Genomic DNA, 26,569 nt, shown 5'->3' with positions numbered 1-26,569 from the left:
CGATCATCTCCCGCCGCACCGCATCGGCCACAGCCTGCAACTCGCCCTCGGGCAGGGCCCGCAGCGACGACGTCTCGACAAGACCGTCCAGAATCGAGGGTTCGGCTTCTATCCGTGACACAGAGAGGACCTCACGTCCGGAGGAAAGAGACGGCCGCAACATTCTGCGACCGTTCGACAAATCGGGTTCTTACCGGTCGGGTTCTTGCCCACCGGGCTCTTGCCCGCCGAGTTCTTGCCCACGGTCATGGCGGGGTCATTCCACGTCGAGGGGCGCGGTCCCGGTGGCGCGCCCGGCGGGATCGTGGGTGATGGTCTGGATGCGCGCCTCGGCCCGCTGCAACAACGCCTCGCAATGGCGCTTGAGGCCCTCGCCGCGCTCATAGATCGCCACGGATTCGTCGAGCGGCACGTCGCCCTTCTCCAGGCGCCGCACGATGTCCTCGAGCTGCGCGATGGCGGATTCGAAGGGCAGGTCGGCCTCCACCGCCGGCACGGAGCCGGTCTGCGGGGGCGACGCCGTGGCGGGTCGGGCTGCGGTCATTCCTCGGGTCCATCCTCGGTGCCGGTTTAGGCCCGAGCGGCCTCACCCGGCAAGCCTGCCGGCTACGCAGGGTCGTCGGACGGGGAGAAATCGCCGTTCGTGGCGTCGTTTGCGCCACACTCGTCGCGTGGTTCACGAAGCGCCGGAGCCGGCAGATCGAGGCGAAACGGCGTTCCCTCGAAGGCCTCGGCGCCGCGTCCGATGGCAGCGATGGCCGCCGCCATCCGACCCTCGCGCCCGAGCATCGCATCGGCCACGGCGACGAGGCGCGGGTTCGGGGTCGCGCTCGGGGCGGCCGCCCGCAGGGTCTCGGCGATGGCCGCCTCGTCCCGGCCGGGATCGAGGGCGCAGGCCACGACGAAGGCGGCGGCCGTCGAGCGGCCGATGCCGGCATAGCAATGGATCACCAGGGGGCTTACCCGGTCCCAGCCCTCGGCCACGGCCAGCAGGGCGCGGACATGCGCCTCGGCGGGAAGGACGTGACCCTCCAAAGGCACGGCGATGTCGCTGACGCCGATCACGCAATGGCGCCCGGGCGCGATCCCCTCCGGCCGCACCACCGGGGTGCCGACGGTGGCCAGCGTGATCACGTCGCGGGCGCCCGTGGCCGCGATGGTCTCGTCGAGCCGCGACAGGGGGCAGACGTAGAGAGCGGCCGTCCCGGTCATGGTGTCGTCCCGGTGGAGGTGCACAGGTCGCCGAAGCGCGTCAGGAAGTGGGCTTGTGCCTGCGCCGTCGGCCAGGGGTCGAGCAGGGCCGCCACCGGATCCGGCAGCGGCAACGCCTCGCCGAAGATGCGCCCGGCCTCCGCCACGTCGAAACCGGCCAGACGGGTCGCCTCGTGGCGGGCCGCGACGGCGTCCGACCGCTTGACCAGGGCGCGGACGGCCGCGGACGGGGGCGCCAGGCCGAACCGCAGCCGGATCGCCGCCAGCAGGCGGATCTCCACCGCCTTGTAGGACTGGCCGATCGCCGCCTTGAAGGGCGAGATCAGGTCGCCGACCACGTATTCCGGGGCATCGTGCAGCAGGAGTTCGAGGCGGTCCGCCGGGGTGGTCCCGGGCTCGAGGTGGCGGCCGATCGCCTCTACCAGGAGGGCGTGCTGGGCCACCGAGAACACGTGCGGCCCGTGGGTCTGGCCGTTCCAGCGCGCGACCCGGGCGAGCCCGTGGGCGATGTCGGCGATCTCGATGTCTGCGGGCGAGGGATCGAGGAGGTCGAGGCGGCGACCCGACAGCATCCGCTGCCAAGCGCGGGGCGCGGCCGCGCTCATCGGGAGAGGGCCGCGCACGGGGCGTGGCGATGGCAGCCCACGAGGTGGTCGTTGACCATCCCCACCGCCTGCATGAAGGCATGGACGATGACCGGCCCGCAGAAGCTGAAGCCTTCGGCCTTGAGCGCTTTGGCCATCCGGCGCGAGACCTCGGTCTCGGTCAGGATCTCGGTGCGGCTGGTCGCTTCACCCTGGATCGGAGAACCCTCCACGAAATCCCAGAGAAAGCGCGAAAAACCGGGGCCGCTCTCCTCGATCCGGAGGAAGGCCCGGGCGCCCGCGACGGTGCCGACGATCTTGGCCCGGTTGCGGATGATGCCTGTGTCCCCCATCAGCCGCTCGACGTCCGTCTCGTCGAACCGGGCGATGGCCTCCGGGTCGAAGCCCGCGAAGGCGCGTCGAAAAGCGTCGCGCCGGCGCAGGATGGTGATCCAGGACAGGCCGGCCTGGAACCCGTCGAGGATCAGTTTCTCGTACAGGGCGCGGCCGTCGTGCTCGGGCACGCCCCATTCGGTGTCGTGGTAGGCGACATAGGTCGCGTCCGTACCGGCCCACCAGCAGCGGGCGCGGCCGTCGGCATGGTGGATCAGGCCGGTGGCGTCGGGGGGCATGGTGGCGGTTTAGCCGGGTCCGGATCGAATGGCCAACGGTGCCCGGATCGTTTTCCGGCGCGCACCCCCTCCCCCGCAGGCCGGCAAAGGGAAAGTCGCGTTTGCCGGCTTCGATTGTTCAGGAGGACCGTTACCCCGCAACGCCGACCTCGGGAAACGCGAAGGTCGCGAACGCCGGCTTCTCGACGCCGAGGACCGTGCCGGCCGCCCGCAGCGGCTCGCCCAGCGCCAGGGCGTCGGCCAGGCGGTCGAGGCGGATCATGGCGAGTCCGCGGGTCCCGGCCCGGCTGCCGGTCACCCCGAGGGTCTTCTGGCCCGCGGTGACCTCGGTTCCGGGTGCCGGCGCCTCGCCCGAGACGAAGACCACCGGCACCACGCGGGTGCGGGCGCTGCCCCGGTGCTGCATGCGCGAGACCACCTCCTGGCCGACGTAGCAGCCCTTCCTGAAGTCGACGCCGCCGATCTGGTCCATCAGCGCCTCGTGCGGGAAGGCGTCGCCGTAGAGAAAGTCGCGCCCGCCCTCGGGGATGCCGAGGCCGATGCGGTGGGCGTGGTAATCCTCCTCCGTGGCATCGGCCGAGAAGGCGCCTTGCGAGAAGTACAGCCGCGCCCCCAGCGCCGGCAGGCGCGCGTCCTCAGCCCGGGTGACCCCAGCCCGGGTGACTTCTGCCGCGGTCGTCGCCCCGTCCCAGGCGGCCGCGACGCCCAGCGTCGGGTCGAGGGCGACGGCGACCTTGGCGCGCAGTTTGTAGAGGCCGAGGCGCTTGACGAGGTCGCCGGCCCGCTCGGCCGGCGCGTCGAGGGCAAAGCCGTCGCCCCGGCGCGAGACCAGGAAGTCGAACAGGATCTTGCCCTGCGGGCTCAGGAGCGCCCCGAGCCGGGCCTCGCCCGGTTGGAGGGTCTCGACGTTGCAGGTGACCACGCCTTGGAGGAAGCTCTGCGCATCCTCGCCGGTGAGGGTGACGACGGCACGGTCCGGCAGCAGGGCGATCGGCATGGCGGTTCCTGAAGCGGCGTTGCGCGCCGCGCATCGCTGACATAAGCCGCCGCCATCCCCGTCTCAACGCCGACCCGGAGCGACACCGATGGACCAGCCCTTCGATCTCGTCCTGGCCGGCGGCACCATCGTGAACCAGGACGGCGAGCACCGGGCCGATCTCGGCCTGAGGGCCGGGCGCATCGCGGCCATCGGCGACCTCTCCGCGGCGTCGACCGCCGAGCGGCGCGACTGCACCGGCCTGCACCTGCTGCCGGGGGTCATCGACACCCAGGTGCATTTCCGCGAGCCGGGGCTCGACCACAAGGAGGATCTCGAATCGGGCTCGCGCGCCGCCGTCATGGGCGGGGTGACGGCGGTGTTCGAGATGCCCAACACCAACCCGCTCACCACCAGCGCCGGCACGCTCGCCGACAAGGTCGCCCGCGCCCATCACCGCATGCATTGCGACTTCGCGTTCTGGGTCGGCGGCACCCACGAGAACGCGCATGAGGTCGCCGCGCTCGAACGCCTGCCGGGGGCGGCCGGGATCAAGGTGTTCGTGGGTTCCTCCACCGGGGCGCTGCTGGTGGAGGACGATGCCGGCGTCACCGAGATCCTCCGGCGCACCCGCCGCCGCGCCGCCTTCCACGCCGAGGACGAGCCGATGTTGCGCGCGCGCAAGGGGCTGCGGGTTCCGGGCGATCCGTCCTCGCATCCGGTCTGGCGTTCGCCCGAGGCCGCGCTGAAGGCGACGCAGCGCCTCGTACGCATCGCGCGGCAGACGGGGGCGCGCATCCACATCCTCCACATCTCCACCAAGGAGGAGATGGCCTATCTCGCCGACCACAAGGACGTGGCGAGCTGCGAGGTGACGCCGCACCACCTCACCCTCGACGGCACGGAAGCCTACGCGCGGCTCGGCACCCTGGTGCAGATGAACCCGCCGGTGCGCGATGCGTCCCATCGTGACGGGATCTGGCACGGGCTCTCGCAAGGGGTCGCCGACATCCTCGGCTCCGACCACGCCCCGCATCTCCTGGAGGAAAAGGCCAAGCCCTACCCCGAGTCGCCCTCGGGCATGACCGGCGTGCAGACCCTGGTGCCGGTCATGCTCGACCACGTCGCCGCCGGCCGGCTGTCCCTCGCCCGCTTCGTCGACATGACGAGTGCGGGCCCCAAGCGCCTGTTCGGCATCGCCCGCAAGGGACGCCTCGCGGTAGGCTACGACGGCGACGTGACGGTGGTCGACCTCAAGCGCCGCGAGACCATCCGCAACGGCTGGATCGCCTCCACATGCGGCTGGACGCCCTACGACGGCGTCACCGTCACCGGCTGGCCGGTGGGGACATTGGTGCGCGGCGCCTGCGTGATGTGGCAGGGCGAGCTGCTCGCGCCGGGCCGGGGCGAGGCGGTGGTGTTCGAGGAGACGCTGGCGGCCGCACCCGAGAGTGTGGATTTCTCGGCGGATGGGCTTTCCCCGCAGGGGCCTGCGGGGTCCAAAGCCATTCCTTAACCCTATCGGCGCCAGCATCCGCTTTTCGCGAGGATGCGGGCCCATGCGTAAGACCGTGCGAACAGCCCTCTTCGGGCTCGTGCTCCAGGTCGCTGCGGTGGTGGGCGCCGGGCCGGCCGTCGCCGGCGATTGCAGCGCCAGGGCCGTCGACGTCCTGAAGGCGGCATCGCCGAACGGCTATTCGGTCTTCCGGGCGATCGCGGACAAGGCCTTCTTTCGCACCTGGATCGATTGCGAGGACGCCCAATACGCCTTGCCGACGGCCGTGCACGAATCGGTGCACATGCTGACCGCCGATGGCGATGCCTATCCGCTGGTGGGGGGCGGCGCGGTCGGGCGCCCGCCCGAAGGTACCGCCCTGTTCGCGCCTGCCAGGATCGCGCGGCAATTCCGGCCGGGCCTGTTCGTGACCACCTACCTGCGTGCAGGCGGCGCGACCTCGGCGACCGATTTCCGGTACCTGCTCGACGAACTGAACGCCTACACCCACGACCTCGACACGGCGCTGGCCCTCGACGACCTGCGCACGCCCGACCGCCGGCCGTCCCACCGCGACGGTCTGTCCGCGCTGATGAGCTTCGTCGCGCTCTACGTCGAAGCGGCCGAGGCCGACCCGGTCGCCTGGGCCGCGTTGAGGCGTCCGGACACCAAGGCCGCCGTCTCCGCGCTTTGGGGGCAGGCGGAGCGCACGATGGTGGCCTCCTGCCGGATTCCCGATCTCGGCACCGAGGACCGGATGTTCCTCGCCAAGTTGTGCGGGCGGGGTCCGCAGGCCGCCCTAGAACGGCTCCTGGGGCGGGCGCCCGTCTGCCCGAAGGCGTGCCTGGCCGTGCCGAAGACGGCCAGTCGCGATTGACCGAGCCCGTCACCGGCTGGATGCCGCGGTGCGCGGCCGCATCCGGCCGTTTCGCCTACTAGCAGCCGCAGCCGTGATAGACGTTCCGGACGCTGTTGCTGTGGACGTATTGCGTCGGCAGGCGCTGCACGCTGGACACGCTCACGTTGTGGATCACCGGGACGGAATGGTGGTGGACGCGGGTCACCGTATGGACCTGCACGATCGGGCGGACGCGGGTGACGTTGTAGATGTGGCGCGTCTTGTGGACGTAGTTCGTGCGCCGGACGTCACGATACTGCGTCATGTGCGAGACCTTGTTGACGGTCCTGTACTTGTAGACGGGGGCGACCGGACCGCACGAGCGACAGCCGGCATTTGCCGCATCCGACGTCCCCATGAAAGACACCGCTGCGATCAGCGCGGCAGAAACGGCAGTGATGGATTTCATGATCATCGATTCCTTATCTTAAAAATCGTTCGCGCATGACTTAACCAAGCGCGGCTCCCTTGGCCAAGCTTCATCGGCGGACTACGTAGTTTTCGCGGGTATCCTTCGGAGCACTTCGAGGTGTCGCCTTGACCCGGCCGCGATCCTCGAGAACGCCTCCGGTCTCCCGTCCACGGCCTTGACGGAGGCGTCCGGAACCCTGCGCGCTGTCCGCGGCTTCCCCGCATCGGTCCGGTACCTCACGGTTGAGGCCCTCGGTCGCCGGACCGATCGGCTAGACCATCGCCGCCCGGCCCGGCGTGAGCGGGGCGATCCTGAGGCCGGTGCCGACGCGGTGGACGAGGGCGCCGTCGGGGCCGCGCTCGACGCGCAGCAGGCGCCCGGCCTCCGGGCGCCCGACCGCCGTCACCAGGCGGCCGCCGGGGGCGAGGGATTCGGCCAGATGCGCCGGCAGCGCAGGACAGGTGCCGCTGACGAGGATGCGGTCGAACGGGCCGTCGCCGGGGCGGTGTGCCAGCCCGTCGCCGATCTCCACCACCGCCTCGTCGAGGCCGTCCGCCTCGAGGCGCTCGCGCGCATCCCGGCCGAGGCCGGCATAGCGCTCGATGCTGCGGACATGGGCGGCGCCGAGGTTGACCAGTAGCGCGGTGACGTAGCCCGAGCCGGTGCCGATCTCCAGCACCCGCGCCCCGGGCTGCACCGACAGGGCCGTCAGCATGGCGGCGATCGCCGTGGGGGCGGTCATGGTCTGGCCGCAGGCCAGCGGCAGGGCGATGTCGCGGCGGGCGAGGTGGCGGTGACGCTCGGGCGCGAACCGCTCGCGCGGGACCCGCTCCATCGCCCGCAGCACGGCGGTGTCGCGCACCCCGTGCCCGCGCATGGCGAGCACGAAGGCTGCGTCCTCGATGGCGCCGGCCTCGTGGTCCATGGCCGCGCCGCCGCTCAGGTCAGTCCTCGAAGGCGAGGGCGAAGCGGGTCAGCGTCGGCTCGTCGGTGAGGTCGAGGCGCAGCGGCGTCACCGAGATGCGGTTCTCGGCGATGGCCTTGAGGTCGGTGCCGTGGCCCGGCTCGAACCGCGCCTTGTTGAAGGCCAGCCAGAAATACGGGTTGCCGCGCCCGTCCTGCCGGGCGTCGATGGCGAGCAGCGCCTGGTTGCGAAAGCCCTGCGCGGCCACCGCGACGCCTTGGACCTCCTCGGGCTCGCAATCGGGGAAGTTGACGTTGACGACGATGCCGGGCTCGATCCCCGTCTCAAGGATCTTCCTGACCACGGCCGGGCCGTGGGCGGCCGCGCACCCCCACTTGATCGCCCCGCGCCCGCCCGCGCCATAGGCCTGGCTCAGCGCGATCGACCGCACGTTGAGGATGGTGCCCTCCATCGCCGCGGCGATGGTGCCCGAATAGGTCACGTCCTCGGCGACGTTCTGGCCGCGGTTGACGCCCGACAGCACCAGGTCCGGCCCGTGGTCCTTCAGGATGTGGCGCACGCCCATGATCACGCAATCGGAGGGCGTGCCTTTCACGGCGAAGCGCTTCTCGGAGACCTCGCGCAGTCGCAGGGGATCGTTGAGCGACAGCGAGTGCGACACGCCCGACTGGTCGCTCTCGGGCGCCACCACCCAGACGTCGTCGGACAGCGACTTGGCGATGCCCTCCAGGGTGGCGAGCCCGGGGGCGTGGATGCCGTCGTCGTTGGTGACCAGGATTCGCATCAGGCCTTGTGTCCTTCGGTTCGCTCGGATCCTGCGATTCGCTCGATGCCGCCCATATAGGGATTGAGCACCGACGGCACCGTGACGCTGCCGTCCGGGTTCTGGTAGTTCTCCATCACCGCGATGAGGGCACGGCCCACCGCCACGCCCGACCCGTTGAGGGTATGGACGAAGGCGGCGCCCTTGCCCTCCTTGGGGCGGTAGCGCGCGTTCATCCGTCGCGCCTGGAATTCGCCGCAGACCGAGCAGGACGAGATCTCGCGAAAGGTCCCCTGCCCCGGCATCCAGACCTCGATGTCGTAGGTTTTCTGGGATGCGAAGCCCATGTCGCCGGTGCACAGCGTCATCACCCGGAACGGCAGGTCGAGCTTCTTCAGCACGGCTTCGGCCGAGCCGAGCATGCGCTCGTGTTCCTGGGCCGACTGGTCGGGCGTGGTGATCGAGACGAGCTCGACCTTGTTGAACTGGTGCTGGCGCAGCATGCCGCGGGTGTCGCGCCCCGCCGACCCGGCCTCGGCGCGAAAGCACGGGGTGAGCGCGGTGAAGCGGAGCGGGAGCTCGTCTTCCGTCAGGATGGATTCGCGCACGAGGTTGGTGAGGGGGACTTCGGCGGTGGGGATGAGCCAAAACGCGTCGCCCGCTCGAAACTGATCGTCCCGAAACTTCGGCAGCTGCGCCGTGCCGAACATCGCCTCGTCGCGCACCAGGATCGGCGGCGCCACCTCGGTGTAGCCGTGCTCGCCCGTGTGCAGGTCGAGCATGAACTGGCCGAGCGCCCGCTCCAGCCGGGCGAGCTGGCCTTTCAGCACCACGAAGCGCGCCCCCGACATCCGCGAGGCCGCCTCGAAGTCCATCAGGCCCGAGGCTTCGCCGAGCTCGAAGTGCTGTTGGCCGGTGGCCAGATGCGGGCGGTTGGCCTCGAAGGTCCGGTATGCGACGTTGCCGTGCTCGTCGGCGCCCTCGGGCACCTCGGGCTTGGGGCTGTTGGGGATCGCGGCGAGTTTGTCGTCGAGCACCCGGCCCGCCTCGGCCTGCGCCGTCTCCAGGCTGGGCGCCTCGTCCTTCAAGCGGGCCACCTCGGCCATCAGTTCGGCCGCCCGCGCCTCGTCCTTGGCCTTCTTGGCCGCGCCGACCTCCTTGGAGAGCGCGTTGCGCCGCTCCTGATTGGCCTGCGCCGCCGAGACCGCGCCCTTGCGCGCGTCGTCGAGCGCGATCAGTTCGGCCGCGAGGGGCGCGAGACCGCGCCGCCTGAGCGCGCCGTCGAAGGCGTCCGGGTTCTCGCGGATGGCGCGGATGTCGTGCATGGGCGGCTCGGTTCGCGTGAGGCCGGACCGCTTTGCAGCATCGGCCCAGGCGCGACAAGGGCGAGGGGATCCCCGCGCTTCATCCCAGTCGCCGCAGCGGCGCCGGCGTCTCGGACGGCTCCGGGAGCCGCGGCACCGCATGGTAGCCGCGGCCGGCATAGACCAGCCCCTCCCCGCCGCCGGGGTCGGCCAGGGCGACGACGGCGCAGATCAGCACGTCGTGGCTGGCGACGCGGGTGCGGCCGACGATGCGGCAGTCGAAGGCGGTGAGCGCGCCCGCCAGCACCGGGGCGCCGGTGGCGAGGCGGCCCCAGGCGGCGGCCGCGAAGCGGTCGTCCATGGGCGTCCTGCCGCCGAAGGCGCCCGACACCGCCGCCTGTTCGGCGCTCAGCGTGTTGACGCACAGCACGTCGTTGCCGCTGAAGGCCGCGTAGGCCGAGGAGGCGCGGTTGAGGCAGACCAGCAGGGTCGGCGGCGCGTCGCTGACGCTGCACACGGCGGTGGCGGTGAAGCCGGCCCGCCCGCCCGGCCCGTCCGTCGTCACGAGGTGGACGGCACTGGCGAGGAGCGCCATCGCATCGCGATAGGGCGCGGCCTCGACCGATGCGGCGCTGGAATTCGATGTCATCGCGGCCTCGGAGGTCAGCGGCGCAGGGCCAGGAAGGCGAGCAGGCCGGCGTTGAAGGCCTCGCTCTGCGTGACGCTGTGGGCGTGGCCGCCCGAGGGCGCAAGCTCGAGCCGGGCCTCGGGCAGCCCCGCGGCGAGATCGCGCGAGCAGGTCCAGGGCACCAGCACGTCGTCCTGCGCCGCCATCAACAGGGTCGGCGCCGCGATCGCGGCGAGACGGCCGCAGAGGTCGAACCCCTCGATCGCGGCGATCCGCGCCAGGGTGTTGGCGGCCCCTGGGAAATGCGCCAGGGCATGGGCCTCGTCGGCCGCCACCCGCTCGGCGTTCTGCGACAGCCAGGGGGCGGGATAGAGGAAGATCGCTTGCGCCCGCACGTAGGCCTCCACGCCCACATGGGTGAGGAGCGCCTTGCGCGCGGCAAAGCAACGTCTGGTCGCCGTGTCGGTCCTGGCCCAGCCGTTGACGACGACGAGGCGCCCGACCCGCTCGGGCGCGACGAGCGCCATCTGCAGGCCGATCAGGCCGCCCAGCGCATGGCCGACCACGTCGCAGGTGGCGACGCCGCAGGCGTCGAGGACACGCAACGCGTCGCGGGCCATGGCGGCGATGTCGTGGCCGGGCTCCAGCACGTCCGGCGAACGGCCGGTGCCGCGGTGTTCGTAGGCCACCACGCGGGCGTGTTCGGCCAGCGCCGGGATCTGGGGCGCGAAATAGCCCGCCGAGCCGCCGAGCCCCGGCGACAGCAGCACCACGCGCTCGCCGGCCCCGTGGACCTCGTGATGGATCGGCGCCGCCATGCCTCGGGCCCTTCCTCAGGACTTGCCGACATGGGCGACGGACGCGATCTCGACGAGGGCGTCGGGCTTCACGAGGCCGCATTGGATGCAGTAGCGCGCCGGCTTCTCGCCGGGGAAGTAGCTGGCGTAGACCGCGTTGATGGCGGCGTAATCGGTCCAGTCCTTCAGGAAGACGTGGTTGAAGGTCACGTCCTCCATGGTGCCGCCGGCGGCCTCGACCACGCCCTTGATGGTCTCGAGGACGTGCCGGGTCTGGGCCGTGGCGTCGCCGACGTGGACGACGTCGGCGTGCGCGTCGAGGGGCAGCGTGCCCGAGACGTAGAGCACGCCGTCGGCCAGCGTGCCGGGGACGTAGGGCGCCAGCGGCTTGCCGGTGCCGGGGGGGACGATCACGGTCTTGGGCATGGTTTTGGGGTGCTCCCGTGAGTTCTGCAGGGAAGGGAGAGGTGCGCCTTACGCCGGCCTCGGCGCGCCCACCGCCGCCTCGAAGGCCGCCACGTCCGAGACCCAGCCGAAGAAGGTCTCGATGTTGGAAAGCGCCCCCGCCTGTAGGCTCTCGGGTCCGGCCTGGTGGGTGGCGTCGGCGAGCACGATGCCGAAGTATTCGAGGAAGAAGCCGTCGCGCACGGTCGATTCCACGCAGACGTTGGTGGCGATGCCGGTGAACACCAGGGTGCGGATGCCGCGCGCCCGCAGCAGGCTGTCGAGGGCCGTGTGGTAGAACCCGCTGTAGCGGGGTTTGGGCAGCACGATGTCGCCGGGCTCCGGTCGGAGCGCATCGACCAGCGCGTAGTCCCAGGTGCCCCTGGCGAGCAGCCGCTCCGTCATCTCGGGGCGGGCGCGCATGGTCTTGAGGGCGTTCGACTTGTGCCAGTTCGGCGAGCCCGGCCCGCCGGCCTCGACGTAGTCCGGGTCCCAGCCGTTCTGGAACCAGACCACCCGGATGCCGGCGGCGCGGGCCGCCGCCACGGCCCGCGCGACGGCGGCGATCACCGGCCCGGTGGCCGAGACGTCGAAGCCGGCGAGATCGAGATAGCCGCCCTTCGTGGCATAGGCGTTCTGCATGTCGACCACGACGAGGGCGGTGGCGGCGGCGTCGAAGGCGATCGGTTCGGGCCGTGCGGGCAGCGTGATCGCCCCGTGGCGGCCGTGCGGGTCGTGGTAGCCGGCGACCATCACGCCACCTTCGCCATGGCCGCACCCTCCACGGAGACGTGCCGGCGCGACTGCATCAGGGGCTGGATGCGGGTGCCGAAATCCTCGATGCCTTTGAGGAAGTCGTCGAACACCAGCAGCACCCCCTCGGTGCCGGGCACCGTGGCGATCTCGTCGAGCATGGCGGCGACCTCGGCGTAGGAGCCCACCAGGGTGCCCATGTTGATGTTCACGGCCGAGGTCGGATCGACCATCTGGCGCACGTTGGTGTCGGCCCCCGACTTGGTGTCGGCCGCCCCCTGCACCCCCAACCAGGCGATCGCCTCCTCGTCGGCGCCGGCCTTGTAGTGCTCCCAGGTGGCGCGGGCGGCTTCCGCGGTCTCGTCACCGATGATCATGAACAGGACGTAGGAGGAGACGTCGCGGCCGGTCTCGGCCTTGGCGGCCTCCAGCCGCTCCACCGTGGGGGCGAAGGCGGTGGGGGTGTTCACGCCCTTGCCGAAGCAGAAGTTGTAGTCGGCGTACTTGGCCGTGAACGCCATCCCGGCCGAGGATTGCCCGGCGCAGATGATCTTCATGTCGGCCTGCGGCCGGGGCGAGAGGCGGCAGTCGTCCATCTGGAAGAATTCGCCCTTGCGGTCGCAAGTCCCCGTCTCCCACAGGTCGCGCAGCACCTGGGCGTATTCGGAGAGGTACTCGTAGCGGCGCGAAAAGTACTCGTCCCCGGGCCACAGGCCCATCTGCGAATATTCCGGCCGCTGCCAGCCGGTGACGAGGTTGAGGCCGAAGCGGCCGTTCGAGATCGAATCGATGGTCGAGGCCATCCGCGCGGTGATGGCGGGGGGCATGCACAGGGTCGCGGCGGTGGCGAACAGCTTGATCCGGCTGGTGACGGCGGCCAGCCCCGCCATCAGCGTGAAGGATTCGAGGTTGTGGTCCCAGAACTCGGTCTTGCCGCCGAAGCCCCGCAGCTTGATCATCGAGAGGGCGAAGTCGAACCCGTAGTGCTCGGCCCTGAGCACCACCTGCTTGTTCAACTCGAAGCTCGGTTTGTACTGCGGCGCGTTCTCCGACAGGAGCCAGCCGTTGTTTCCGATCGGAATGAAGACGCCGACGTTCATGGCAACCTCGCTGACAGGACGACTTTTCCGGCACGACCGGACGCAAGCCCGGGGCCCGATCGGACCGGCACCAAGGCCGTTCCTCACCCGCAGATGGGACGATCCAAGATCATTCGGACCAAACGGTCAAACTCCGAGACGGGGTTTTTCGAGGTTTGCATAAACTCCGGTCGGTCTGCCTCCCGGCTGGACCGTCCCTGCCCGCTGGGTGAGCGGGCGCCGGTCCGTTCGGTCGATCGGTGGCCGACCCGACCGCCGCCGGCGGGTCTCTCGGGTGCCGGCGGGCGTCCGATCTCAAGCTCCGGATGAATAATAATGAAAGAAAGCGTACTCGTCGCGCTCGAAGACGATCCAGGACTCAGTGCATCCTCCGCTCCTGACACGTACATCCATGCCACCGAGGCGGCATGTCCGCCGGCCTTCTCTGCCGTAGCTATCGGGAGGGCGCTTCAGGAAGGCCTCGACGAGGGCGGGCGGCGCTTCGCTGTCGCAGAAGACGAAGCCGCGCAGCGAGGGCGTTTCGTCGACGAGCGCATGGTGGGCATAGGCTTCGGCGCGGCCCGGGTCGCGTTCCAGGCCCTGCAGGGCTTCGTTCGACAGGACCGGGAATACGGTGTCGTCGGAAGAGGGGCCGGACGATCCACGCTCGGGATCGTAGGTCTCCGGCCGCCCCCCCCGAGGCGTATTCTGAGAAATCGACAACATGAGGTCGTACTCGCCCTCGGCGGGCGGCTGCCAGCGGTCCGGCCGTTCCTTCGGCCACAGGGCCCGTATCGTCTCGCGCTGGCTTTCCGACAACCTGACGCGACGGACGCCGCGGCATCTGGCAGTCCCCGCAAACCTCCACGCCTTCTCTGGACGCGCGAGATATTCGGGCGGCACCGGCTCGCCCTGACTCAGGAAAGGAATGCCCTGGCAGCACATCCCCTGCGACAGGTACGGCGGCACGAGGTTCTTCGGCCCGGTCTGCAGGAACCGCTCGAAGTCCTCCGCGGTCGCCGTCTCCACCCTGGCGCCGCGAAAGCCGAGCCGTGCGATCGGGTTGGCGTAGGCGTCCTGGTCGGCATAGCCGAGACCATGGGCCAACTCGTCGGCCTGCTCGTACCAGACGACCAGCGGGAGCCAGTTCTTCGGGACGCGGCCGTTGGCGGTGGTGTCGCCGGAGCAGGGGTTGGGTGCGCCGGGCACACCGACCGTGCGCACCTTGACGGCATGGTCGCCCGGCAGCCGGACCGCGTAGACGAAGGCGGACATCCCCAGCGTCTCGTTCGTGCCGCCATGGGCCCGCGACTGCGTCCTGTGCTGGCCGCAGGCCACCACGACATCGACCGTGACGGGGGCCTTGTCGAAGGTCAGGTCCACCACGAGGCGGAAATAGACCGTCTCGGTCTTGAACCGTCCGACCTGAGTGAAGGGGTTCAGGGTCTCCCCGCCGGCTCCACCACGGAAAGCGATGCCCGCAAGGGCGACGAGCGACGCGAGCCCCGCCATGAGAACGTACGATCTGGAACGCATCGTCTCCGGGCACCTTCGAGGGCGTTAGTCACGGCAAAACGTGCACTGTGAAACGTTTTTCAATCCTGAAGCGAAGAGATGTTTCCGGGCCGATGGTGTGCACCGTCACGGGACAATGCTGCCGGATGGATCGCCTCGGTCGGCACGGTCGCGTCGGTGCCCCCTCTCCCATTGGGAGAGGGAAGGGGTGAGGGGAATGCCTTCTCCGAAGAGGTCACGCACCTCACCCTGTCCCTCTCCTTCTAGGAGAGGGAACCTGCGCCAGACCCAGACATCGTGTGAGCTCAGCGGCCCGCCCGGTCGACGCCTGCCCTACCGCAGGCCGAGGCCGCCAAGGATCAGGGCCTGCGTGCTGGCGACGACCCCCTCGAAGAACGCCGGGTCGTCGAGGCCGCGGCCGGTGATGGCGTCCACCTGCACGGCGAAGTCGGCGTAATGCTGCGTGATCGCCCAGATCGAGACGATGAGGTGGCGGGGGTCGTGGGCGCCGATGCGTCCTTGCGCGATCCAGCCCGAGAGCACGGCGGCCTTGGCGTCGACGAGGGCGCGCAGGGGGCCTTCGAGTTCGGCCCGCAGCAGCGGCGCGCCCTGGACGATCTCCAGGCAGAACAGACGCGAGGCCTGCGGCGCGTCGCGCGAGAGCGTGAGCTTGGCGCGGATGTAGGCGCGCAGGGCGTCGGCCGGCTCGCCGTCCGCGTCGAGGGCCTGGAGCGGATCGAGCCAGACCTCGAGGACCCGGCGCAGCACCGCCAGGTAGAGGTCCTCCTTGGAGGGGAAGTAATACAGCAGGTTGGTCTTCGAGAGCCCGGCCCGCTCGGCGAGCTGTTCGACGCTCGCCCCGTGCAGGCCGACGCCGGAGAACACCGCGAGCCCCGCGTCGAGGATCGCCTCGCGCCGCGCCGCGCCGTCCCTGCGGCGGCGGCGCAGAGGTGGCCCGGAGATCGGTGGCCCGAAAGGTCCTGTCGATCCGGAAGTCCCTGTCGGCACGGCTGGCGGCCCCCGTTCTCGCGCGTCGTCGTTCTCGCGTGGCCTCTATCGCAGCAGCGCCCTGTCCGGACCACCGGCAATCGGGCGCTGCCCGCTCGCCCTGCCGCTCCATCGGTCAGGCCGGGGTGAGGGTGGCGCTCAAGGCGCAGACGACGCCGGTGGGTTCGAAGCGGATCTCGGTGGCCCCGCGCAGCTCCGCGGCGAGCCCGCGCTCGATGAGGCGCGAGCCGAAGCCGCGCCGGTCGGGCAGGCTCACCGGCGGGCCGCCCTCCTCCCGCCAGGTCAGGTGCAGCTCCTGCCCCTCGCCGCCCGGCTCCACCCGCCAGGCGATGCCCACGGTCCCGGTCTCGGTGGAGAGGGCACCGTATTTCGCGGCGTTGGTGCACAGCTCGTGGATCGCCATGCTCAGCGCCAGGGCGGTGCGCGGCGACAGGCGCACCTCCGGGCCGGTCAGGGCGAACCGCGGTGCCGGGCCGCCGCGATAGGGCCGGATCACCGCGGCCACCACGTCGGCGAGGTCGACGCTGGCCCAGCTCTCGCGGGTGAGGACGTCGTGGGCGCTGGCGAGGGCGAACAGCCTCGCCTCGAAGGTCGCCCTCCCCTCCTGCGCGGCCTCCCCGGTCGCCGCCCTCAGGCTCTGGCGGGCCAGGGATTGGACGGTGGCCAGGGTGTTCTTGACCCGGTGGTTGAGCTCGTCGACCAGGAGCCGGCGCGCCACCTCCCGCCGGCGCAGCTCGGCCGAGGCGCGCACCAGGGCGTCGGCCACCGCGCGGCCCTCCCGCACCAGCGGCGGCGAGAGGGCCGGCAGCGGCTCGTCCCGGCCGAGTGCCGCCGCCGCGCCGGCGAGGTCCGACAGGGGCCTGGCGACGCGTCCGGCGACCAGCCACGCCAGCCCCGCGCCCGCCAGGGCGACGAGGCTGCCGAAGATCAGGAGCATCCGCCTGAGGTCGGTGACGGAGGCGAGCGCCCGGTCGACCTCGTGGCGGGCCACCACGCTCCAGCCGAGGCCGCGGTAGCCGCGAAATCCCTTCGTCTCGACCACGGCGGTGACGTAGGTGCCCCCGTCCTGCCAGTCGGTCACGACGCTGCCGTCATGCTCCTTCGCCGAGGCCAGGAGGGCGGCCACGGCCGGGCCCGGCGCCTTGCCCTCCAGCGAGGGCGGTCCGATCAGGACGGTGCCGTCGCGCGACACCACCAGGATCTGCGCCCCTGCGCGCCGGCCGGTGAGCGAGCGCGTGAACGAGGCCGCCACCTCCCGCGCCCAGGTCCAGTCGAGGTGGGCGGCGACCACGCCGACGAGGCCGCCGTCGGGGCCGTGGACCGGGGCGGCGATGTCCACGAGGCGCAGCGGCTCGTCGGCGGGGCGCGACAGGGCCTTCCGGAGCAGGGCCGCATCGTGGACGTCGCCGATGAACACGCCCTCGCGCCCGCGTAGGAAATAGTCGCGCCGGGACACGTCGGCGCCTTCGAGGATGCCGCGGCTCGTGGCCAGCACGCGCCCCTCGGGGTCGATCAGGCCCACGATCGAATAGAGCGGATAGGTCCGCTGGAGCACCTGCAGCATCGTCCGCCGGGCGGCGAGGGGCGCCTCGGGATCGCGCAGGGAGCCGTTGGCGGCCACCACCTCGATGTCGCGCTGGCGCTCGAACATGCCCTCGTCGAGGGTCCGGGCCATGTGCCCGGCCAGTTCCTTGAGCTGGGCGGCGATCTCCACCTGCAACCGCGCGCTCGCCTCGCGGGTGACCAGCGCCGTCAGCACGAGGGTCGAGGCGAGGCCGAGCACGCCGAGAACGAGGGCGAGGACGAGGCGCAGCGACGGGGTGGGAAGGCGCGCCCGGGCGCCCGTTGCGGTCCCCCGAAACCCCGCGATGGCGGCAGAGCCGTCGCCGGGGCCGATCGGGCGGCGTTCGAGACGCATGACCGGCGTCCTCCTCCGGCCTTGCGCCGCGGTGTGAGGGGGCGGATGAAATCGGGAGACAGTCGTCGATTCGCTTCCTAGCGTAACCGTTGCCGCGACGGAAGAGTCGGGTGCGCCAAGCACCCCAGCCAAGCACCCCAGCCAAGCACCCCAGCCAAGCACCCCAGCCAAGCGCCCTATTCGAGGTCGCCGATGGCCGCCTCCACCGCCTTCACCACCGCGCCCGAGCGCAGCAGCGCCAGGGCGTCCACCATCTCGGTGTGGTACCAGCGGTCGCCGTCGAGGGCCGGCGGGACGACCTCGCGGATCGCGGCCAGCGCCGCCTGCGTGCCCTTGCCGATGGGGTGGTCCCTGGCGACGTCGGCCACGAGCGACAGGGCCTGGGCCGCCATCAGCAGCTCGCCGGCCACGATCTGCTCGGCGTTCTCGACGATGGTGCGCGCCTTGCGCCCGCACCAGGTCGAGTTCGAGACGTGGTCCTCGGCGTTGGACTTGCCGGGGATCGAATCCACCGAGCCGGGGCTCGACAGGCTGCGGTTCTCCATCACGAGCGCCGAGAGCGTGCATTGCACGGTGGCGAACCCTGTGTTGAGCCCCTTCTTGCCGGCGAGCAGGTTGCGCGGCAGGCCGTAGCTCAGCGTCGGATCGATGAGCCGGAACAGGCGCCGCTCGGAGATCGAGCCGAGGTCGGTGACCGCGATGGACAGGAGGTCCATCACCTGGGCGACGTACTGCCCGTGGAAGTGCCCGCCCGAGATGCAGGCGTAGCCGCCCTGTTCGTCGTCGAAGATCAGCGGGTTGTCCGTGGCCGAGTTGATCTCGGTGCCGATGATGCCGCCGATGTAGGCCAGGGCCTCGCGCACCGGGCCGTGGACCTGGGGGGCGCAGCGCAGGGAATAGACGTCCTGCACCCGCGGGGCCGGGGCGGTGCCGGGGGCGCGCGCCTCGTCGGGGAAGATCGTGTGCCGGGCCGATTCCGTGCAGCGCAGCGAACCCTCCAGCAGGCGCAGCACGTTGCGGGCGGTGGCGGCCTGGCCCTGGTGGGGGCGGGCGGCGTGCAGGCGCGGATCGAACGCCTTGGTCTCGCAGCGCATGCATTCGAGACTCAGGGACAGGGCGATGTCGGCGTGCTTGAGGAGCGCCTTGGCGTCTTCCAGCGCCAGCACGCCGAGCGCCAGGGAGACGGTGGAGCCGTTGATGAGCGCCGAGGCGTCCTTGGCCTCCAGGGGAAACTCCGGTGCGAGCCCGGCCTGCGCCAGCGCCTCCCGCGCCGGCATCCGGCGCCCGTCGACCATCATCTCGGCTTCGGAAAAACCGCAGATCGCGCCCGCCAGATGGGCGAGCGGGGCGAGGTCGCCCGAGGCGCCCACCGACCCCTTCTGCGGGATCACCGGCACGAGGCCGGCATTGAGGCAGGCGAGCAGGCGCTCGACCACGGCCACGCGGGGCCCCGAATAGTTCGAGGCGAAGGCGTTGGCGCGCAACAGCATGGTGGCGCGCACCACCTCCGGGTCGAACGGCTCGCCGACCCCGGTGGCATGCGCATAGACCGTGCGGCGCTGGTACTCCTGCATGTCGGCCATGCGCACCCGCTGGTCCTTGAACAGGCCCACGCCGGTGTTGAACGAATACATCAGCGGCGCATCGTCGGTCATGAAGTTCGCGTCGATGTAGTCCCGCGCGGCGGTCAGCCGCTCGCGGGCGCCGGCCTCGAGCGCGACCTCGGCGCGGGCGCCGTTCGCATCGGGACGCACCACGGCCAGGACGTCCGCGGGCTGGACCGTGCGGCCGTCGATGGTGAGTGTCGTCATCGTGTCTCTCCGAGGGGAAGCGTGCCGTGGGCGAGCAGGAATCGGGCCGGAGGCCGGCGTCTATCCGCCCGGCGGATGATGCGCGATCCAATGCTCGGCGATGTCGATGCGCCGGGCGACCCACACGTCCCGGTGGGCGGCGACGTGGTCGAGGAAGCGGATGAGCGCGCCGATCCGGCCCGGACGGCCGATCAGGCGGCAATGCAGGCCCACCGACATCATCTTCGGGGCGGTCTCGCCCTCGGCGTAGAGCACGTCGAAGGTGTCGCGCAGGTAGGTGAAGACGTGCTCGCCGGTGTTGAAGCCCTGGATCGCCGCGCATTTCATGTCGTTGGCGTCCAGCGTGTAGGGCACCACGAGGCCGCGCCCGCTCGGCTCCTCGATCCAGTACGGCAGGTCGTCGGCGTAGGAATCGGCCAGATACGTCATCCCGGCCTCGATCCCGAGGTCGAGGGTGTGGGGCGAGGAGCGCCCGGTGTACCAGCCGCGCGGGCGCTCCCCCGTGAGTGCGGTGTGGATGCGGATCGCCTCCTCCATGTGCGCCTTCTCCTCGGCGCGGGTGAAATCGCGATAATCGATCCACTTGAGGCCGTGGCAGGCGATCTCCCATTCCGCCTCCCGCATCGCCGCGGCGACGTCGGGATGGCGGGCGAGCGCCGCGGCCACCGCGAACACGGTGACGGGGATTTTTCGCGATTGGAACAGCCGCCACAGCCGCCAGAACCCGGCGCGCGAGCCGTATTCGAACAGCGATTCCATGCTCATGTGGCGCTGGCCCGGCCAGGGCTGCGCGCCGACCAGCTCGGACAGGAACGCCTCCGAGGCCGGGTCCCCGTGCAGGATGCAGTTCTCAGCCCCCTCCTCGTAGTTGAGGACGAACTGCACCGCGATCCGGGCGCCGTTCGGCCAGCGCGGATGGGGCGGATTGCGGCCGTAGCCGACGAGGTCGCGGGGATAGGTCACGGGGCCTGCCGTAGGGGGTGTGGGGAATGGGCGAGCGCCGTCCGTGCCATGCCCGATCCGTGCCCGATCCGTCGGACTTCTGGCAAATCGCGGCCGGGCTGCGCAAGGTCCGGACCGGCCTTGCGCAGCGGCCGCGCGACTGGTTCCATGAAGTGACCGGACCCGTGCACGGTCCTTGCCTGCATCGCCCGCCCATCGTGCCCAGCACCCGAGGTTCGCTCCGTGCTCCTGACCCCGCGTGAAAAAGACAAGCTCCTCGTCGCCATGGCCGCCCAGGTCGCCCGCAACCGGCTCGCCCGGGGCGTCAAGCTCAACTACCCGGAGGCGATCGCGCTCATCACCGACGCCGTGGTCGAGGGCGCCCGCGACGGCCGCTCGGTCGCCGACCTGATGCAGGCCGGCGCCCATGTGCTCACCGCCGACCAGGTGATGGAGGGGATCGCCGAGATGATCCACGACATCCAGGTGGAGGCGACGTTCCCCGACGGCACCAAGCTCGTGACCGTCCACCACCCGATCCGCGGGGCGGCCTCGGCCGACGTGCCGGGCACGGTGACGACGCAGCCGGGCGACATCGTCTTCAACGACGGCGCTCCGCGCACCGTGATCGCGGTGGCCAACGTCGGCGACCGGCCGATCCAGGTCGGCTCGCACTACCATTTCTACGAGGTCAACGCCGGCCTGACCTTCGACCGCGACAAGGCCCGTGGCCAGCGCCTCGACATCGCGCCGGGCACCGCCGTGCGGTTCGAGCCCGGCGCCACGCGGGAGGTGTCGCTGGTGCCGCTGCTCGGCGCGCGGGAGGTGTACGGGTTCCGGGGGGATGTGATGGGGAAGCTTTGACTCCGGGCGGTGGTCCTTACATTTTGCTGCAACGGTAAGGAGTCGCTGCGATGGGACGGTTCGAGGCCAAGGTGACGTCGAAGGGGCAGATTACCGTTCCTGCACGCCTGCGCACTGCCATGCATCTCAAGCCGGGCGATACGCTCGTCTTCGTGGAGGATGCCGGCGGATATCGGCTCGAAGCCCAGGTCGCCACGTTCGCGGACCTGCGTGGCATCGTCCGCGGCGGCTCCGGGGCGGTTACGACCGACCAGATCACGCGTTGGATCGAGGAGAGCCGTGCAGCCCGTTGGGGTGGCGGCGATTCCTCCGGCGAGGACGAAAGCGCCAAGGACCGATGATCGGCCTCGATACCAACGTGCTGCTGCGCTGGCTGGTCGATGAGACCGTCTGGCCCGTGGACAATCCCGAGCAGGTCGCCGACGCCACGCGCATCCTGTCGGATCCGAATGAGCGCTTCTTCGTCAACACGGTGGTACTGGCCGAGGTGGTCTGGGTCCTGAACAAGCCGTTGCAGCAGCGCAAATCCGTGCTCGTCGATCTGTTGCGGCGGTTGATCGAGGCTTCGAATGTCGAGATCGAACGGCGCGACGCGGCGGCCGACGCCATCGCGCGCTTCGCGGCGGGCGGTGGTGGCTTCAGCGATCACCTGATCGGTGCGATCAACCGGCACGGAGGATGCGACACGACGCTGACGTTCGACCGGAAAGCCGTCCAGGCCGCGGATTTCACGCGGCTCGGTCCGACATCCTGATCCGCTGGAAGCCCCTATGTCGAACACCCCCCGCCCCGCCTCCCTCCCCCGCGCCGCCTATGCCGACATGTTCGGGCCCACCACCGGCGACCGCATCCGGCTCGCCGACACCTGCCTCGTCATCGAGGTGGAGCGCGACCACACCACCTACGGCGAGGAGGTGAAGTTCGGCGGCGGCAAGGTGATTCGCGATGGCATGGGGCAGTCCCAGGTGACGAACGCCGACGGGGCTGTCGACACCGTCATCACCAACGCGGTGGTGCTGGACCATTGGGGCGTGGTGAAATGCGACGTCGGCATCGTGAAGGGCCGCATCGTCAGGCTCGGCAAGGCCGGCAACCCGGACATCCAGCCCGGCGTCGACATCGTCGTCGGACCGGGGACGGAAGTCATCGCGGGGGAAGGAAAAATCCTCACGGCGGGCGGGTTCGACAGCCACATCCACTACATCTGCCCGCAGCAGATCGAGGAGGCGTTGTGCTCGGGCGTCACCACGATGCTCGGCGGCGGCACCGGCCCGGCGCACGGCACCTTCGCCACCACCTGCACGCCGGGCCCGTGGCACCTCGCCCGGATGATCGAGGCGGCGGATTCGTTTCCGATGAACCTGGCGTTCGCCGGCAAGGGCAACGCCTCGCGCCCGGAGAGCCTCGTCGAGATGGTGCGCGCGGGCGCCTGCGCCCTCAAGCTCCACGAGGATTGGGGCACCACGCCCCAGGCGATCGACACCTGCCTCACGGTGGCCGACCTGCACGACGTGCAGGTGATGATCCACTCCGACACGCTCAACGAATCGGGGTTCGTCGAGGACACGATCCGGGCGTTCGCCGGGCGCACCATCCATGCCTTCCACACCGAGGGTGCGGGCGGCGGGCATGCCCCCGACATCATGAAGGTGGCCGGGCTCGCCAACGTGCTGCCCTCGTCCACCAATCCGACGCGGCCCTATACGAAGAACACCATCGACGAGCATCTCGACATGCTCATGGTCTGCCACCACCTCGACCCGTCGATCCCCGAGGATCTCGCCTTCGCCGAGAGCCGCATCCGCAAGGAGACCATCGCGGCCGAGGACATCCTGCACGACATCGGCGCGCTCTCGATGATGTCGTCGGACAGCCAGGCCATGGGCCGGGTCGGCGAGGTGGTCATCCGCACCTGGCAGACGGCCGACAAGATGAAGCGCCAGCGCGGCGCCCTGCCCGGCGACACGAGCGGCAACGACAACCTGCGGGCACGCCGCTACATCGCCAAATACACGATCAACCCGGCCATCGCGCACGGCGTCTCGGCCCATGTCGGCTCGGTGGAGGCGGGCAAGCTCGCCGACCTCGTGCTGTGGACGCCCGCCTTCTTCGGCGTGAAGCCCGACCTCGTGATCAAGGGCGGCATGATCGCCACCGCGCCGATGGGCGACCCCAACGCCTCGATCCCCACGCCCCAGCCCGTGCACTACCGCCCGATGTTCGGGGCCATCGGCCGCTCGCCGTGGTCCACCGCCCTCACCTTCGTCTCGAAGGCGGCGATGGACGACGGGCTGCGCGACCGGCTCGGATGCCAGAAGCGGTTCGTCGCCGTGGAGAACGTGCGCGGCGGCATATCGAAGAAGAGCATGATCCTCAACGACGCCACCCCGACCATCGAGATCGACGCGGAGACCTACGACGTCCGCGCCGACGGCGAACTGCTGGTCTGCGAGCCCGCCGAGGTGCTGCCGATGGCGCAGCGGTATTTTCTGTTCTGAGGTAGGATGGGAGCGTCGCGCGTGGAGCTTCCCATGTCCAAGGCCGCCTTGAGTCCGCCTCCGGGCCGGACTCCTCCTGAGCAAGCCCTCTACGAGGCCGACCTGTACCTGTGGACGCAAGCGCAGGCCGCCTTGCTGCGCGCGGGACAGCGGCAGGCCATCGACTGGCATCATCTGGCCGAGGAAATCGAGAGCTTGGGCGGATCGCAGAAATCCGAGATTCGGAACCGTCTCGCCGTATTGTTGCAGCACCTGTTGAAATGGGAGTTCCAGCCGCAGAAGCGGAAGTACGGCTGGCGCGTCTCGATCGTCGAACAGCGCCTTCAGATCGAAGGACTGATCGACGTCAGTCCGAGCCTGGGATCGTGGCCCGAAGCCGTCCTGGACAAAGCCTATCGTCTGGGTCATGTCCGCGCGGCGGGCGAGACCGGAATGGCGGAACGCCTGTTTCCGGCTACCTGCCCGTACACGCTGGCACAGGTTCTCGACGAGGACTTCTATCCCGGTCCCGCCGAACCGGACGTCGCCTAATGAGGGCGTTCCCTCGCGTGTCGTCGGGTCGGGTCCGGGTGGCATGGTCATGATCCGCGCCACACACCTCATCCGCCGCGATGCGCTCCGGACCGGCGAGATCGTCGACCGCGTCGTGCTCGACCACGGCGACCGGCATCGTCGGCGCATGGCGATGCGCGGGGTCGGCGGGCTCGACTTCCTGCTCGACCTGCCCGAGCCGACGGTGCTCGACGACGGCGATGCCCTGGTGCTGCAGGACGGCCGCCTCGTCTGGGTCGAGGCGGCGCCCGAGCGCCTGCTCGCGATCCGCGCGCCCGACGACCACGCCCTCAAGCGCCTGATCTGGCACATCGGCAACCGCCACATCCCGGCCGAGATCGCCGAGGACGCCGTCTACATCGGGTTCGACCACGTGCTCGCCGAGATGGTGCGGGGGCTGGGCGGCTCGGCCGAGCCGGTGGATCGCCCGTTCCGGCCGGAGGGCGGCGCCTATGCCGGCGAGGCCGCGGGGCATCATCACCACGGGCACGATCACGGGCACGATCACGGGCCCCACGACCACGACCACGACCACGACCACGACCACCCGCATCCGCACGGGGCGGCGTCCCGATGACCGCTGCGGTCCCGGTGCCCGCGCCCTTCCCCAGAGGGGGGCGGCGAAGCGGAATCGCCCCCCGATGACCGACGCCCTGCGGCTGATGGTGTGGCTGTCGCCGACCTATCCGGTGGGGAGCTATGCCTATTCGCACGGGCTCGAATGGGCGGTGGAGGCCGGCGAGGTGTCCGACGAGGCCTCCCTCGCGGCATGGCTCCACGACGTCGTGGCGCGCGGCGCCGGGCGCAGCGACATGATCCTGGCCGCCCACGCCCACCGCGCCGCCTCGGGCGCCGATGCCGCTGCCCTGGAGCCCGTCAACGCCCTCGCCCTCGCCCTGGCCCCCTCCCGCGAACTCCACCTGGAGACCGCCCAGCAGGGCCGCAGCTTCCTCGACGCGACCCTGGCGGCCTGGGCCACGCCAGCCCTCGTGCGCCTCGCCGAAACCCTGCCCGGCCCCGTGGCCTACCCCGTGGCGGTGGGCCTGGCGGCGGGGGCGCATGGCCTCGCGCCGGTGCCCACGCTCGCCGCCTTCGGCCTCGCCTTCGTGCAGAACCTCGTCTCGGCGGCCCTGCGCCTCGCCCCGGTCGGCCAGACCGCCGGCACGCGGGTGATCGCCGGTCTGGCGCCCTGCGTGGCGGCGCTGGCGGAGACGATCCCCGGGCTCACCCTCGACGACGTCGGGGGCGCCACCCTTCGGCTCGATCTGGGGTCCCTCCGGCACGAGACCCAGTATTCCCGCATCTTCCGCTCGTGAGGACCTTTGCGATGACATCCCTCAATGGCCCCCTGCGCGTCGGCATCGGCGGCCCGGTCGGCTCTGGCAAGACCGCGCTGATGGAACAGCTCTGCAAGCGGTTCCGCGATCGCTTCGAGATCTGCGCGATCACCAACGACATCTACACCAAGGAGGATGCGCGCATCCTCACCGTGGCCGGCGCCCTGCCCGAGGAGCGGATCATGGGCGTCGAGACAGGCGGCTGCCCGCACACCGCCATCCGCGAGGACGCTTCGATCAACCTCGCGGCGGTGGCCGAGATGCGCCGGCGCTTCCCCAGGCTCGACCTAATCCTGATCGAATCGGGCGGCGACAACCTCGCCGCGACCTTCTCGCCGGAACTGGCCGACATCACCCTCTACGTGATCGACGTCGCCGGCGGCGAGAAGATCCCGCGCAAAGGGGGGCCGGGCATCACCCGCTCGGACCTGCTCATCGTCAACAAGACCGATCTGGCGCCCTTCGTCGGCGCGGACCTCGCCGTGATGGAGGCCGACACGAGGCGGATGCGCGGCACCCGCCCCTACGTCTTCACCTCGCTGCGCAAGGGTGACGGGGCCGACGCGGTCGCCCGTTTCGTGGAGCGGGCTGGGGGATTGGGGTGATCATACGACATCCGTTCGATGGCTTCGTCATGCGGATGTCGGCGTCGCTCAGGCGCCGCGCGGGCTTCGTGATACGGGTCCCGCTTGATCCGAGCGAACCCCGTATCACCCCTCCCCCTGGAACGGGTGCAACTGCGGGATCAGCGCCGCCACCAGCTCGAGGCGCCCCGAGATCACGCCGCGCTCGGTGATCATCGCGTCGGCGATGGTCTGCAAGGTGGTGGCCGGGCCCTGCACCAGCACCACCTCCAGCGTCTGGTTGTGCATCAGGTGGACGTGGAGCGACGCGATCACCTCGGCGATGTGACGCCGCTGCAGGTCCGCCAGCCGCTGCTGCAGGCCGTGGGCGAGGTGGTCGTAGAACAGGGTGATCGTGCCCACCATCACCCGGTCGCCGACCTCGTGGCGGTGCTCCACCAGCGACCGGTGCAGGACGGTGGCCACCGCCTGCGAGCGGCTGGCGAACCCGCGCTCGCTCACCATGGCGTCGAGCTCGCCGAGCAGGTCCTCGGACAAGGACAGGCTGATCCGGCTCACCGGCCGGCGCCGCCCCGCGCCGCCCTCGTCCGTGTTCGCATCCGCCATGGTCGTCCGCTCCCTCGCTGCGATGTGAATCT

Annotated in this window: 29 protein-coding genes and 1 pseudogene; 10 read left to right on the top strand and 20 right to left on the bottom strand. The window is 70.6% G+C overall.

Annotated elements, in window-relative coordinates; all coding sequences use genetic code 11:
- Positions 1-256: 256 nt before the first annotated feature.
- From ASG59_RS02960 to ASG59_RS02940, 5 genes and pseudogenes are all read right to left on the bottom strand, one after another.
- The gene (locus ASG59_RS02960; RefSeq protein ID WP_055888942.1) at positions 257-544 is read right to left on the bottom strand and encodes an exodeoxyribonuclease VII small subunit; all 288 of its coding nucleotides are present in this window, start codon (positions 542-544) and stop codon (positions 257-259) included.
- Positions 545-696: 152 nt separating this feature from the next.
- A pseudogene (locus ASG59_RS02955) lies at positions 697-1,212 on the bottom strand (protein tyrosine phosphatase); the annotation flags it as partial.
- Positions 1,209-1,817: an HD family hydrolase gene (locus ASG59_RS02950; RefSeq protein WP_082528597.1), complete on the bottom strand. Its 609-nt coding sequence runs from the start codon at positions 1,815-1,817 to the stop codon at positions 1,209-1,211. The pseudogene ASG59_RS02955 and the gene ASG59_RS02950, both read right to left, overlap by 4 nt.
- Complete coding sequence (locus ASG59_RS02945) at positions 1,814-2,428, bottom strand: DNA-3-methyladenine glycosylase I (protein ID WP_056406909.1); 615 nt, start codon at positions 2,426-2,428, stop codon at positions 1,814-1,816. Before ASG59_RS02945 ends, ASG59_RS02950 begins: the two co-directional genes overlap by 4 nt.
- A 130-nt stretch (positions 2,429-2,558) precedes the next feature.
- On the bottom strand, positions 2,559-3,425 hold the full coding sequence (locus ASG59_RS02940) for a folate-binding protein YgfZ (protein WP_056406907.1): 867 nt from the start codon (positions 3,423-3,425) through the stop codon (positions 2,559-2,561).
- An 88-nt stretch (positions 3,426-3,513) separates the two neighbouring features.
- On the opposite strand from ASG59_RS02940, the gene ASG59_RS02935 reads away from it, so the two are divergent.
- Positions 3,514-4,920: a dihydroorotase gene (locus ASG59_RS02935; RefSeq protein ID WP_244475609.1), complete on the top strand. Its 1,407-nt coding sequence runs from the start codon at positions 3,514-3,516 to the stop codon at positions 4,918-4,920.
- 43 nt (positions 4,921-4,963) lie between these two features.
- Complete coding sequence (locus ASG59_RS02930; RefSeq protein ID WP_056406904.1) at positions 4,964-5,776, top strand: hypothetical protein; 813 nt, start codon at positions 4,964-4,966, stop codon at positions 5,774-5,776.
- Positions 5,777-5,834: 58 nt separating this feature from the next.
- Here ASG59_RS02930 and ASG59_RS02925 read toward each other — a convergent pair whose 3' ends face one another.
- From ASG59_RS02925 to puuE, 14 genes are all read right to left on the bottom strand, one after another.
- A complete protein-coding gene (locus ASG59_RS02925) occupies positions 5,835-6,206 on the bottom strand; it encodes a hypothetical protein (RefSeq protein WP_156399088.1) in 372 nt (123 codons plus the stop codon).
- 274 nt (positions 6,207-6,480) lie between these two features.
- Positions 6,481-7,134 (bottom strand): methyltransferase domain-containing protein, encoded by a 654-nt coding sequence (locus ASG59_RS02920; RefSeq protein WP_056286083.1) that lies wholly within the window; start codon positions 7,132-7,134, stop codon positions 6,481-6,483.
- 19 nt (positions 7,135-7,153) lie between these two features.
- On the bottom strand, positions 7,154-7,918 hold the full coding sequence (gene surE / locus ASG59_RS02915; RefSeq protein ID WP_055888923.1) for a 5'/3'-nucleotidase SurE: 765 nt from the start codon (positions 7,916-7,918) through the stop codon (positions 7,154-7,156).
- A complete protein-coding gene (gene serS, locus ASG59_RS02910) occupies positions 7,918-9,222 on the bottom strand; it encodes a serine--tRNA ligase (protein WP_056406899.1) in 1,305 nt (434 codons plus the stop codon). Before serS ends, surE begins: the two co-directional genes overlap by 1 nt.
- Positions 9,223-9,301: 79 nt before the next feature.
- On the bottom strand, positions 9,302-9,850 hold the full coding sequence (locus ASG59_RS02905) for a flavin reductase (protein WP_056406897.1): 549 nt from the start codon (positions 9,848-9,850) through the stop codon (positions 9,302-9,304).
- Between the two features lie 14 nt (positions 9,851-9,864).
- On the bottom strand, positions 9,865-10,647 hold the full coding sequence (gene rutD, locus ASG59_RS02900) for a pyrimidine utilization protein D (RefSeq protein WP_056406895.1): 783 nt from the start codon (positions 10,645-10,647) through the stop codon (positions 9,865-9,867).
- Between the two features lie 15 nt (positions 10,648-10,662).
- Positions 10,663-11,052 (bottom strand): pyrimidine utilization protein C, encoded by a 390-nt coding sequence (gene rutC / locus ASG59_RS02895; protein WP_055888916.1) that lies wholly within the window; start codon positions 11,050-11,052, stop codon positions 10,663-10,665.
- Between the two features lie 48 nt (positions 11,053-11,100).
- A complete protein-coding gene (rutB, locus tag ASG59_RS02890) occupies positions 11,101-11,823 on the bottom strand; it encodes a pyrimidine utilization protein B (protein WP_055888914.1) in 723 nt (240 codons plus the stop codon).
- A complete protein-coding gene (gene rutA, locus ASG59_RS02885) occupies positions 11,823-12,923 on the bottom strand; it encodes a pyrimidine utilization protein A (protein WP_056406893.1) in 1,101 nt (366 codons plus the stop codon). Before rutA ends, rutB begins: the two co-directional genes overlap by 1 nt.
- Before the next feature lie 294 nt (positions 12,924-13,217).
- Entirely contained in the window at positions 13,218-14,414 is a 1,197-nt protein-coding gene (locus ASG59_RS02880) for a hypothetical protein (RefSeq protein ID WP_056406891.1), read from the bottom strand.
- A gap of 336 nt (positions 14,415-14,750) precedes the next feature.
- Entirely contained in the window at positions 14,751-15,380 is a 630-nt protein-coding gene (rutR, locus tag ASG59_RS02875; protein ID WP_056286139.1) for an HTH-type transcriptional regulator RutR, read from the bottom strand.
- 160 nt (positions 15,381-15,540) lie between these two features.
- Complete coding sequence (locus tag ASG59_RS02870) at positions 15,541-17,343, bottom strand: sensor histidine kinase (RefSeq protein ID WP_056406889.1); 1,803 nt, start codon at positions 17,341-17,343, stop codon at positions 15,541-15,543.
- 176 nt (positions 17,344-17,519) lie between these two features.
- Positions 17,520-19,154 carry an aromatic amino acid ammonia-lyase gene (locus ASG59_RS02865; RefSeq protein WP_056406887.1) on the bottom strand — a complete coding sequence of 545 codons (1,635 nt, stop codon included), beginning with the start codon at positions 19,152-19,154 and terminating at the stop codon, positions 17,520-17,522.
- A 60-nt stretch (positions 19,155-19,214) separates the two neighbouring features.
- Positions 19,215-20,117: an allantoinase PuuE gene (gene puuE / locus ASG59_RS02860; protein WP_056406885.1), complete on the bottom strand. Its 903-nt coding sequence runs from the start codon at positions 20,115-20,117 to the stop codon at positions 19,215-19,217.
- A gap of 222 nt (positions 20,118-20,339) precedes the next feature.
- Here puuE and ASG59_RS02855 point away from each other — a divergent pair, with 222 nt between their 5' ends.
- The 8 genes from ASG59_RS02855 to ureG all read left to right on the top strand — a co-directional run bounded on the left by ASG59_RS02855 (position 20,340) and on the right by ureG (position 25,952).
- A complete protein-coding gene (locus ASG59_RS02855) occupies positions 20,340-20,960 on the top strand; it encodes an urease subunit gamma (protein WP_082494637.1) in 621 nt (206 codons plus the stop codon).
- 50 nt (positions 20,961-21,010) lie between these two features.
- On the top strand, positions 21,011-21,301 hold the full coding sequence (locus ASG59_RS02850; RefSeq protein WP_055888902.1) for an AbrB/MazE/SpoVT family DNA-binding domain-containing protein: 291 nt from the start codon (positions 21,011-21,013) through the stop codon (positions 21,299-21,301).
- The gene (locus ASG59_RS02845; RefSeq protein WP_055888900.1) at positions 21,298-21,714 is read left to right on the top strand and encodes a type II toxin-antitoxin system VapC family toxin; all 417 of its coding nucleotides are present in this window, start codon (positions 21,298-21,300) and stop codon (positions 21,712-21,714) included. Before ASG59_RS02850 ends, ASG59_RS02845 begins: the two co-directional genes overlap by 4 nt.
- 16 nt (positions 21,715-21,730) lie before the next feature.
- On the top strand, positions 21,731-23,458 hold the full coding sequence (gene ureC / locus ASG59_RS02840) for an urease subunit alpha (protein ID WP_055888897.1): 1,728 nt from the start codon (positions 21,731-21,733) through the stop codon (positions 23,456-23,458).
- A 33-nt stretch (positions 23,459-23,491) separates the two neighbouring features.
- On the top strand, positions 23,492-23,989 hold the full coding sequence (locus ASG59_RS02835) for a DUF29 domain-containing protein (protein ID WP_056406934.1): 498 nt from the start codon (positions 23,492-23,494) through the stop codon (positions 23,987-23,989).
- Positions 23,990-24,038: 49 nt separating this feature from the next.
- The gene (locus ASG59_RS02830) at positions 24,039-24,587 is read left to right on the top strand and encodes an urease accessory protein UreE (protein WP_056406932.1); all 549 of its coding nucleotides are present in this window, start codon (positions 24,039-24,041) and stop codon (positions 24,585-24,587) included.
- A 64-nt stretch (positions 24,588-24,651) separates the two neighbouring features.
- Complete coding sequence (locus ASG59_RS02825) at positions 24,652-25,326, top strand: urease accessory protein UreF (RefSeq protein WP_056406883.1); 675 nt, start codon at positions 24,652-24,654, stop codon at positions 25,324-25,326.
- Positions 25,327-25,337: 11 nt separating this feature from the next.
- On the top strand, positions 25,338-25,952 hold the full coding sequence (gene ureG / locus ASG59_RS02820) for an urease accessory protein UreG (RefSeq protein WP_055888893.1): 615 nt from the start codon (positions 25,338-25,340) through the stop codon (positions 25,950-25,952).
- Between the two features lie 105 nt (positions 25,953-26,057).
- Here ureG and nikR read toward each other — a convergent pair whose 3' ends face one another.
- On the bottom strand, positions 26,058-26,537 hold the full coding sequence (gene nikR / locus ASG59_RS02815) for a nickel-responsive transcriptional regulator NikR (protein WP_055888891.1): 480 nt from the start codon (positions 26,535-26,537) through the stop codon (positions 26,058-26,060).
- Positions 26,538-26,569: the final 32 nt, after the last annotated feature.

Source organism: Methylobacterium sp. Leaf466 (assembly GCF_001425565.1).
In the GTDB taxonomy this organism is placed as follows: Bacteria; Pseudomonadota; Alphaproteobacteria; order Rhizobiales; family Beijerinckiaceae; genus Methylobacterium.
Note: the sequence above shows the minus strand (reverse complement) of the source record. Positions and strands in the feature narration are given on the sequence as shown.

Coding starts and splice junctions, on each gene's coding strand:
- ureC (WP_055888897.1), top strand. CDS start 21,731: ATGTCGAACACCCCCCGCCCCGCCTCCCTCCCCCGCGCCGCCTATGCC.
- ASG59_RS02930 (WP_056406904.1), top strand. CDS start 4,964: ATGCGTAAGACCGTGCGAACAGCCCTCTTCGGGCTCGTGCTCCAGGTC.
- ASG59_RS02920 (WP_056286083.1), bottom strand. CDS start 7,134: ATGGACCACGAGGCCGGCGCCATCGAGGACGCAGCCTTCGTGCTCGCC.
- rutA (WP_056406893.1), bottom strand. CDS start 12,923: ATGAACGTCGGCGTCTTCATTCCGATCGGAAACAACGGCTGGCTCCTG.
- nikR (WP_055888891.1), bottom strand. CDS start 26,537: ATGGCGGATGCGAACACGGACGAGGGCGGCGCGGGGCGGCGCCGGCCG.
- ASG59_RS02880 (WP_056406891.1), bottom strand. CDS start 14,414: ATGGCGGGGCTCGCGTCGCTCGTCGCCCTTGCGGGCATCGCTTTCCGT.
- ASG59_RS02825 (WP_056406883.1), top strand. CDS start 24,652: ATGACCGACGCCCTGCGGCTGATGGTGTGGCTGTCGCCGACCTATCCG.
- ASG59_RS02865 (WP_056406887.1), bottom strand. CDS start 19,154: ATGACGACACTCACCATCGACGGCCGCACGGTCCAGCCCGCGGACGTC.
- ASG59_RS02960 (WP_055888942.1), bottom strand. CDS start 544: ATGACCGCAGCCCGACCCGCCACGGCGTCGCCCCCGCAGACCGGCTCC.
- ASG59_RS02925 (WP_156399088.1), bottom strand. CDS start 6,206: ATGAAATCCATCACTGCCGTTTCTGCCGCGCTGATCGCAGCGGTGTCT.
- ureG (WP_055888893.1), top strand. CDS start 25,338: ATGACATCCCTCAATGGCCCCCTGCGCGTCGGCATCGGCGGCCCGGTC.
- rutC (WP_055888916.1), bottom strand. CDS start 11,052: ATGCCCAAGACCGTGATCGTCCCCCCCGGCACCGGCAAGCCGCTGGCG.
- ASG59_RS02835 (WP_056406934.1), top strand. CDS start 23,492: ATGTCCAAGGCCGCCTTGAGTCCGCCTCCGGGCCGGACTCCTCCTGAG.
- ASG59_RS02935 (WP_244475609.1), top strand. CDS start 3,514: ATGGACCAGCCCTTCGATCTCGTCCTGGCCGGCGGCACCATCGTGAAC.
- rutB (WP_055888914.1), bottom strand. CDS start 11,823: ATGGTCGCCGGCTACCACGACCCGCACGGCCGCCACGGGGCGATCACG.
- ASG59_RS02850 (WP_055888902.1), top strand. CDS start 21,011: ATGGGACGGTTCGAGGCCAAGGTGACGTCGAAGGGGCAGATTACCGTT.
- ASG59_RS02950 (WP_082528597.1), bottom strand. CDS start 1,817: ATGAGCGCGGCCGCGCCCCGCGCTTGGCAGCGGATGCTGTCGGGTCGC.
- ASG59_RS02845 (WP_055888900.1), top strand. CDS start 21,298: ATGATCGGCCTCGATACCAACGTGCTGCTGCGCTGGCTGGTCGATGAG.
- ASG59_RS02940 (WP_056406907.1), bottom strand. CDS start 3,425: ATGCCGATCGCCCTGCTGCCGGACCGTGCCGTCGTCACCCTCACCGGC.
- surE (WP_055888923.1), bottom strand. CDS start 7,918: ATGCGAATCCTGGTCACCAACGACGACGGCATCCACGCCCCCGGGCTC.
- rutD (WP_056406895.1), bottom strand. CDS start 10,647: ATGGCGGCGCCGATCCATCACGAGGTCCACGGGGCCGGCGAGCGCGTG.
- ASG59_RS02870 (WP_056406889.1), bottom strand. CDS start 17,343: ATGCGTCTCGAACGCCGCCCGATCGGCCCCGGCGACGGCTCTGCCGCC.
- ASG59_RS02830 (WP_056406932.1), top strand. CDS start 24,039: ATGATCCGCGCCACACACCTCATCCGCCGCGATGCGCTCCGGACCGGC.
- ASG59_RS02905 (WP_056406897.1), bottom strand. CDS start 9,850: ATGACATCGAATTCCAGCGCCGCATCGGTCGAGGCCGCGCCCTATCGC.
- serS (WP_056406899.1), bottom strand. CDS start 9,222: ATGCACGACATCCGCGCCATCCGCGAGAACCCGGACGCCTTCGACGGC.
- ASG59_RS02945 (WP_056406909.1), bottom strand. CDS start 2,428: ATGCCCCCCGACGCCACCGGCCTGATCCACCATGCCGACGGCCGCGCC.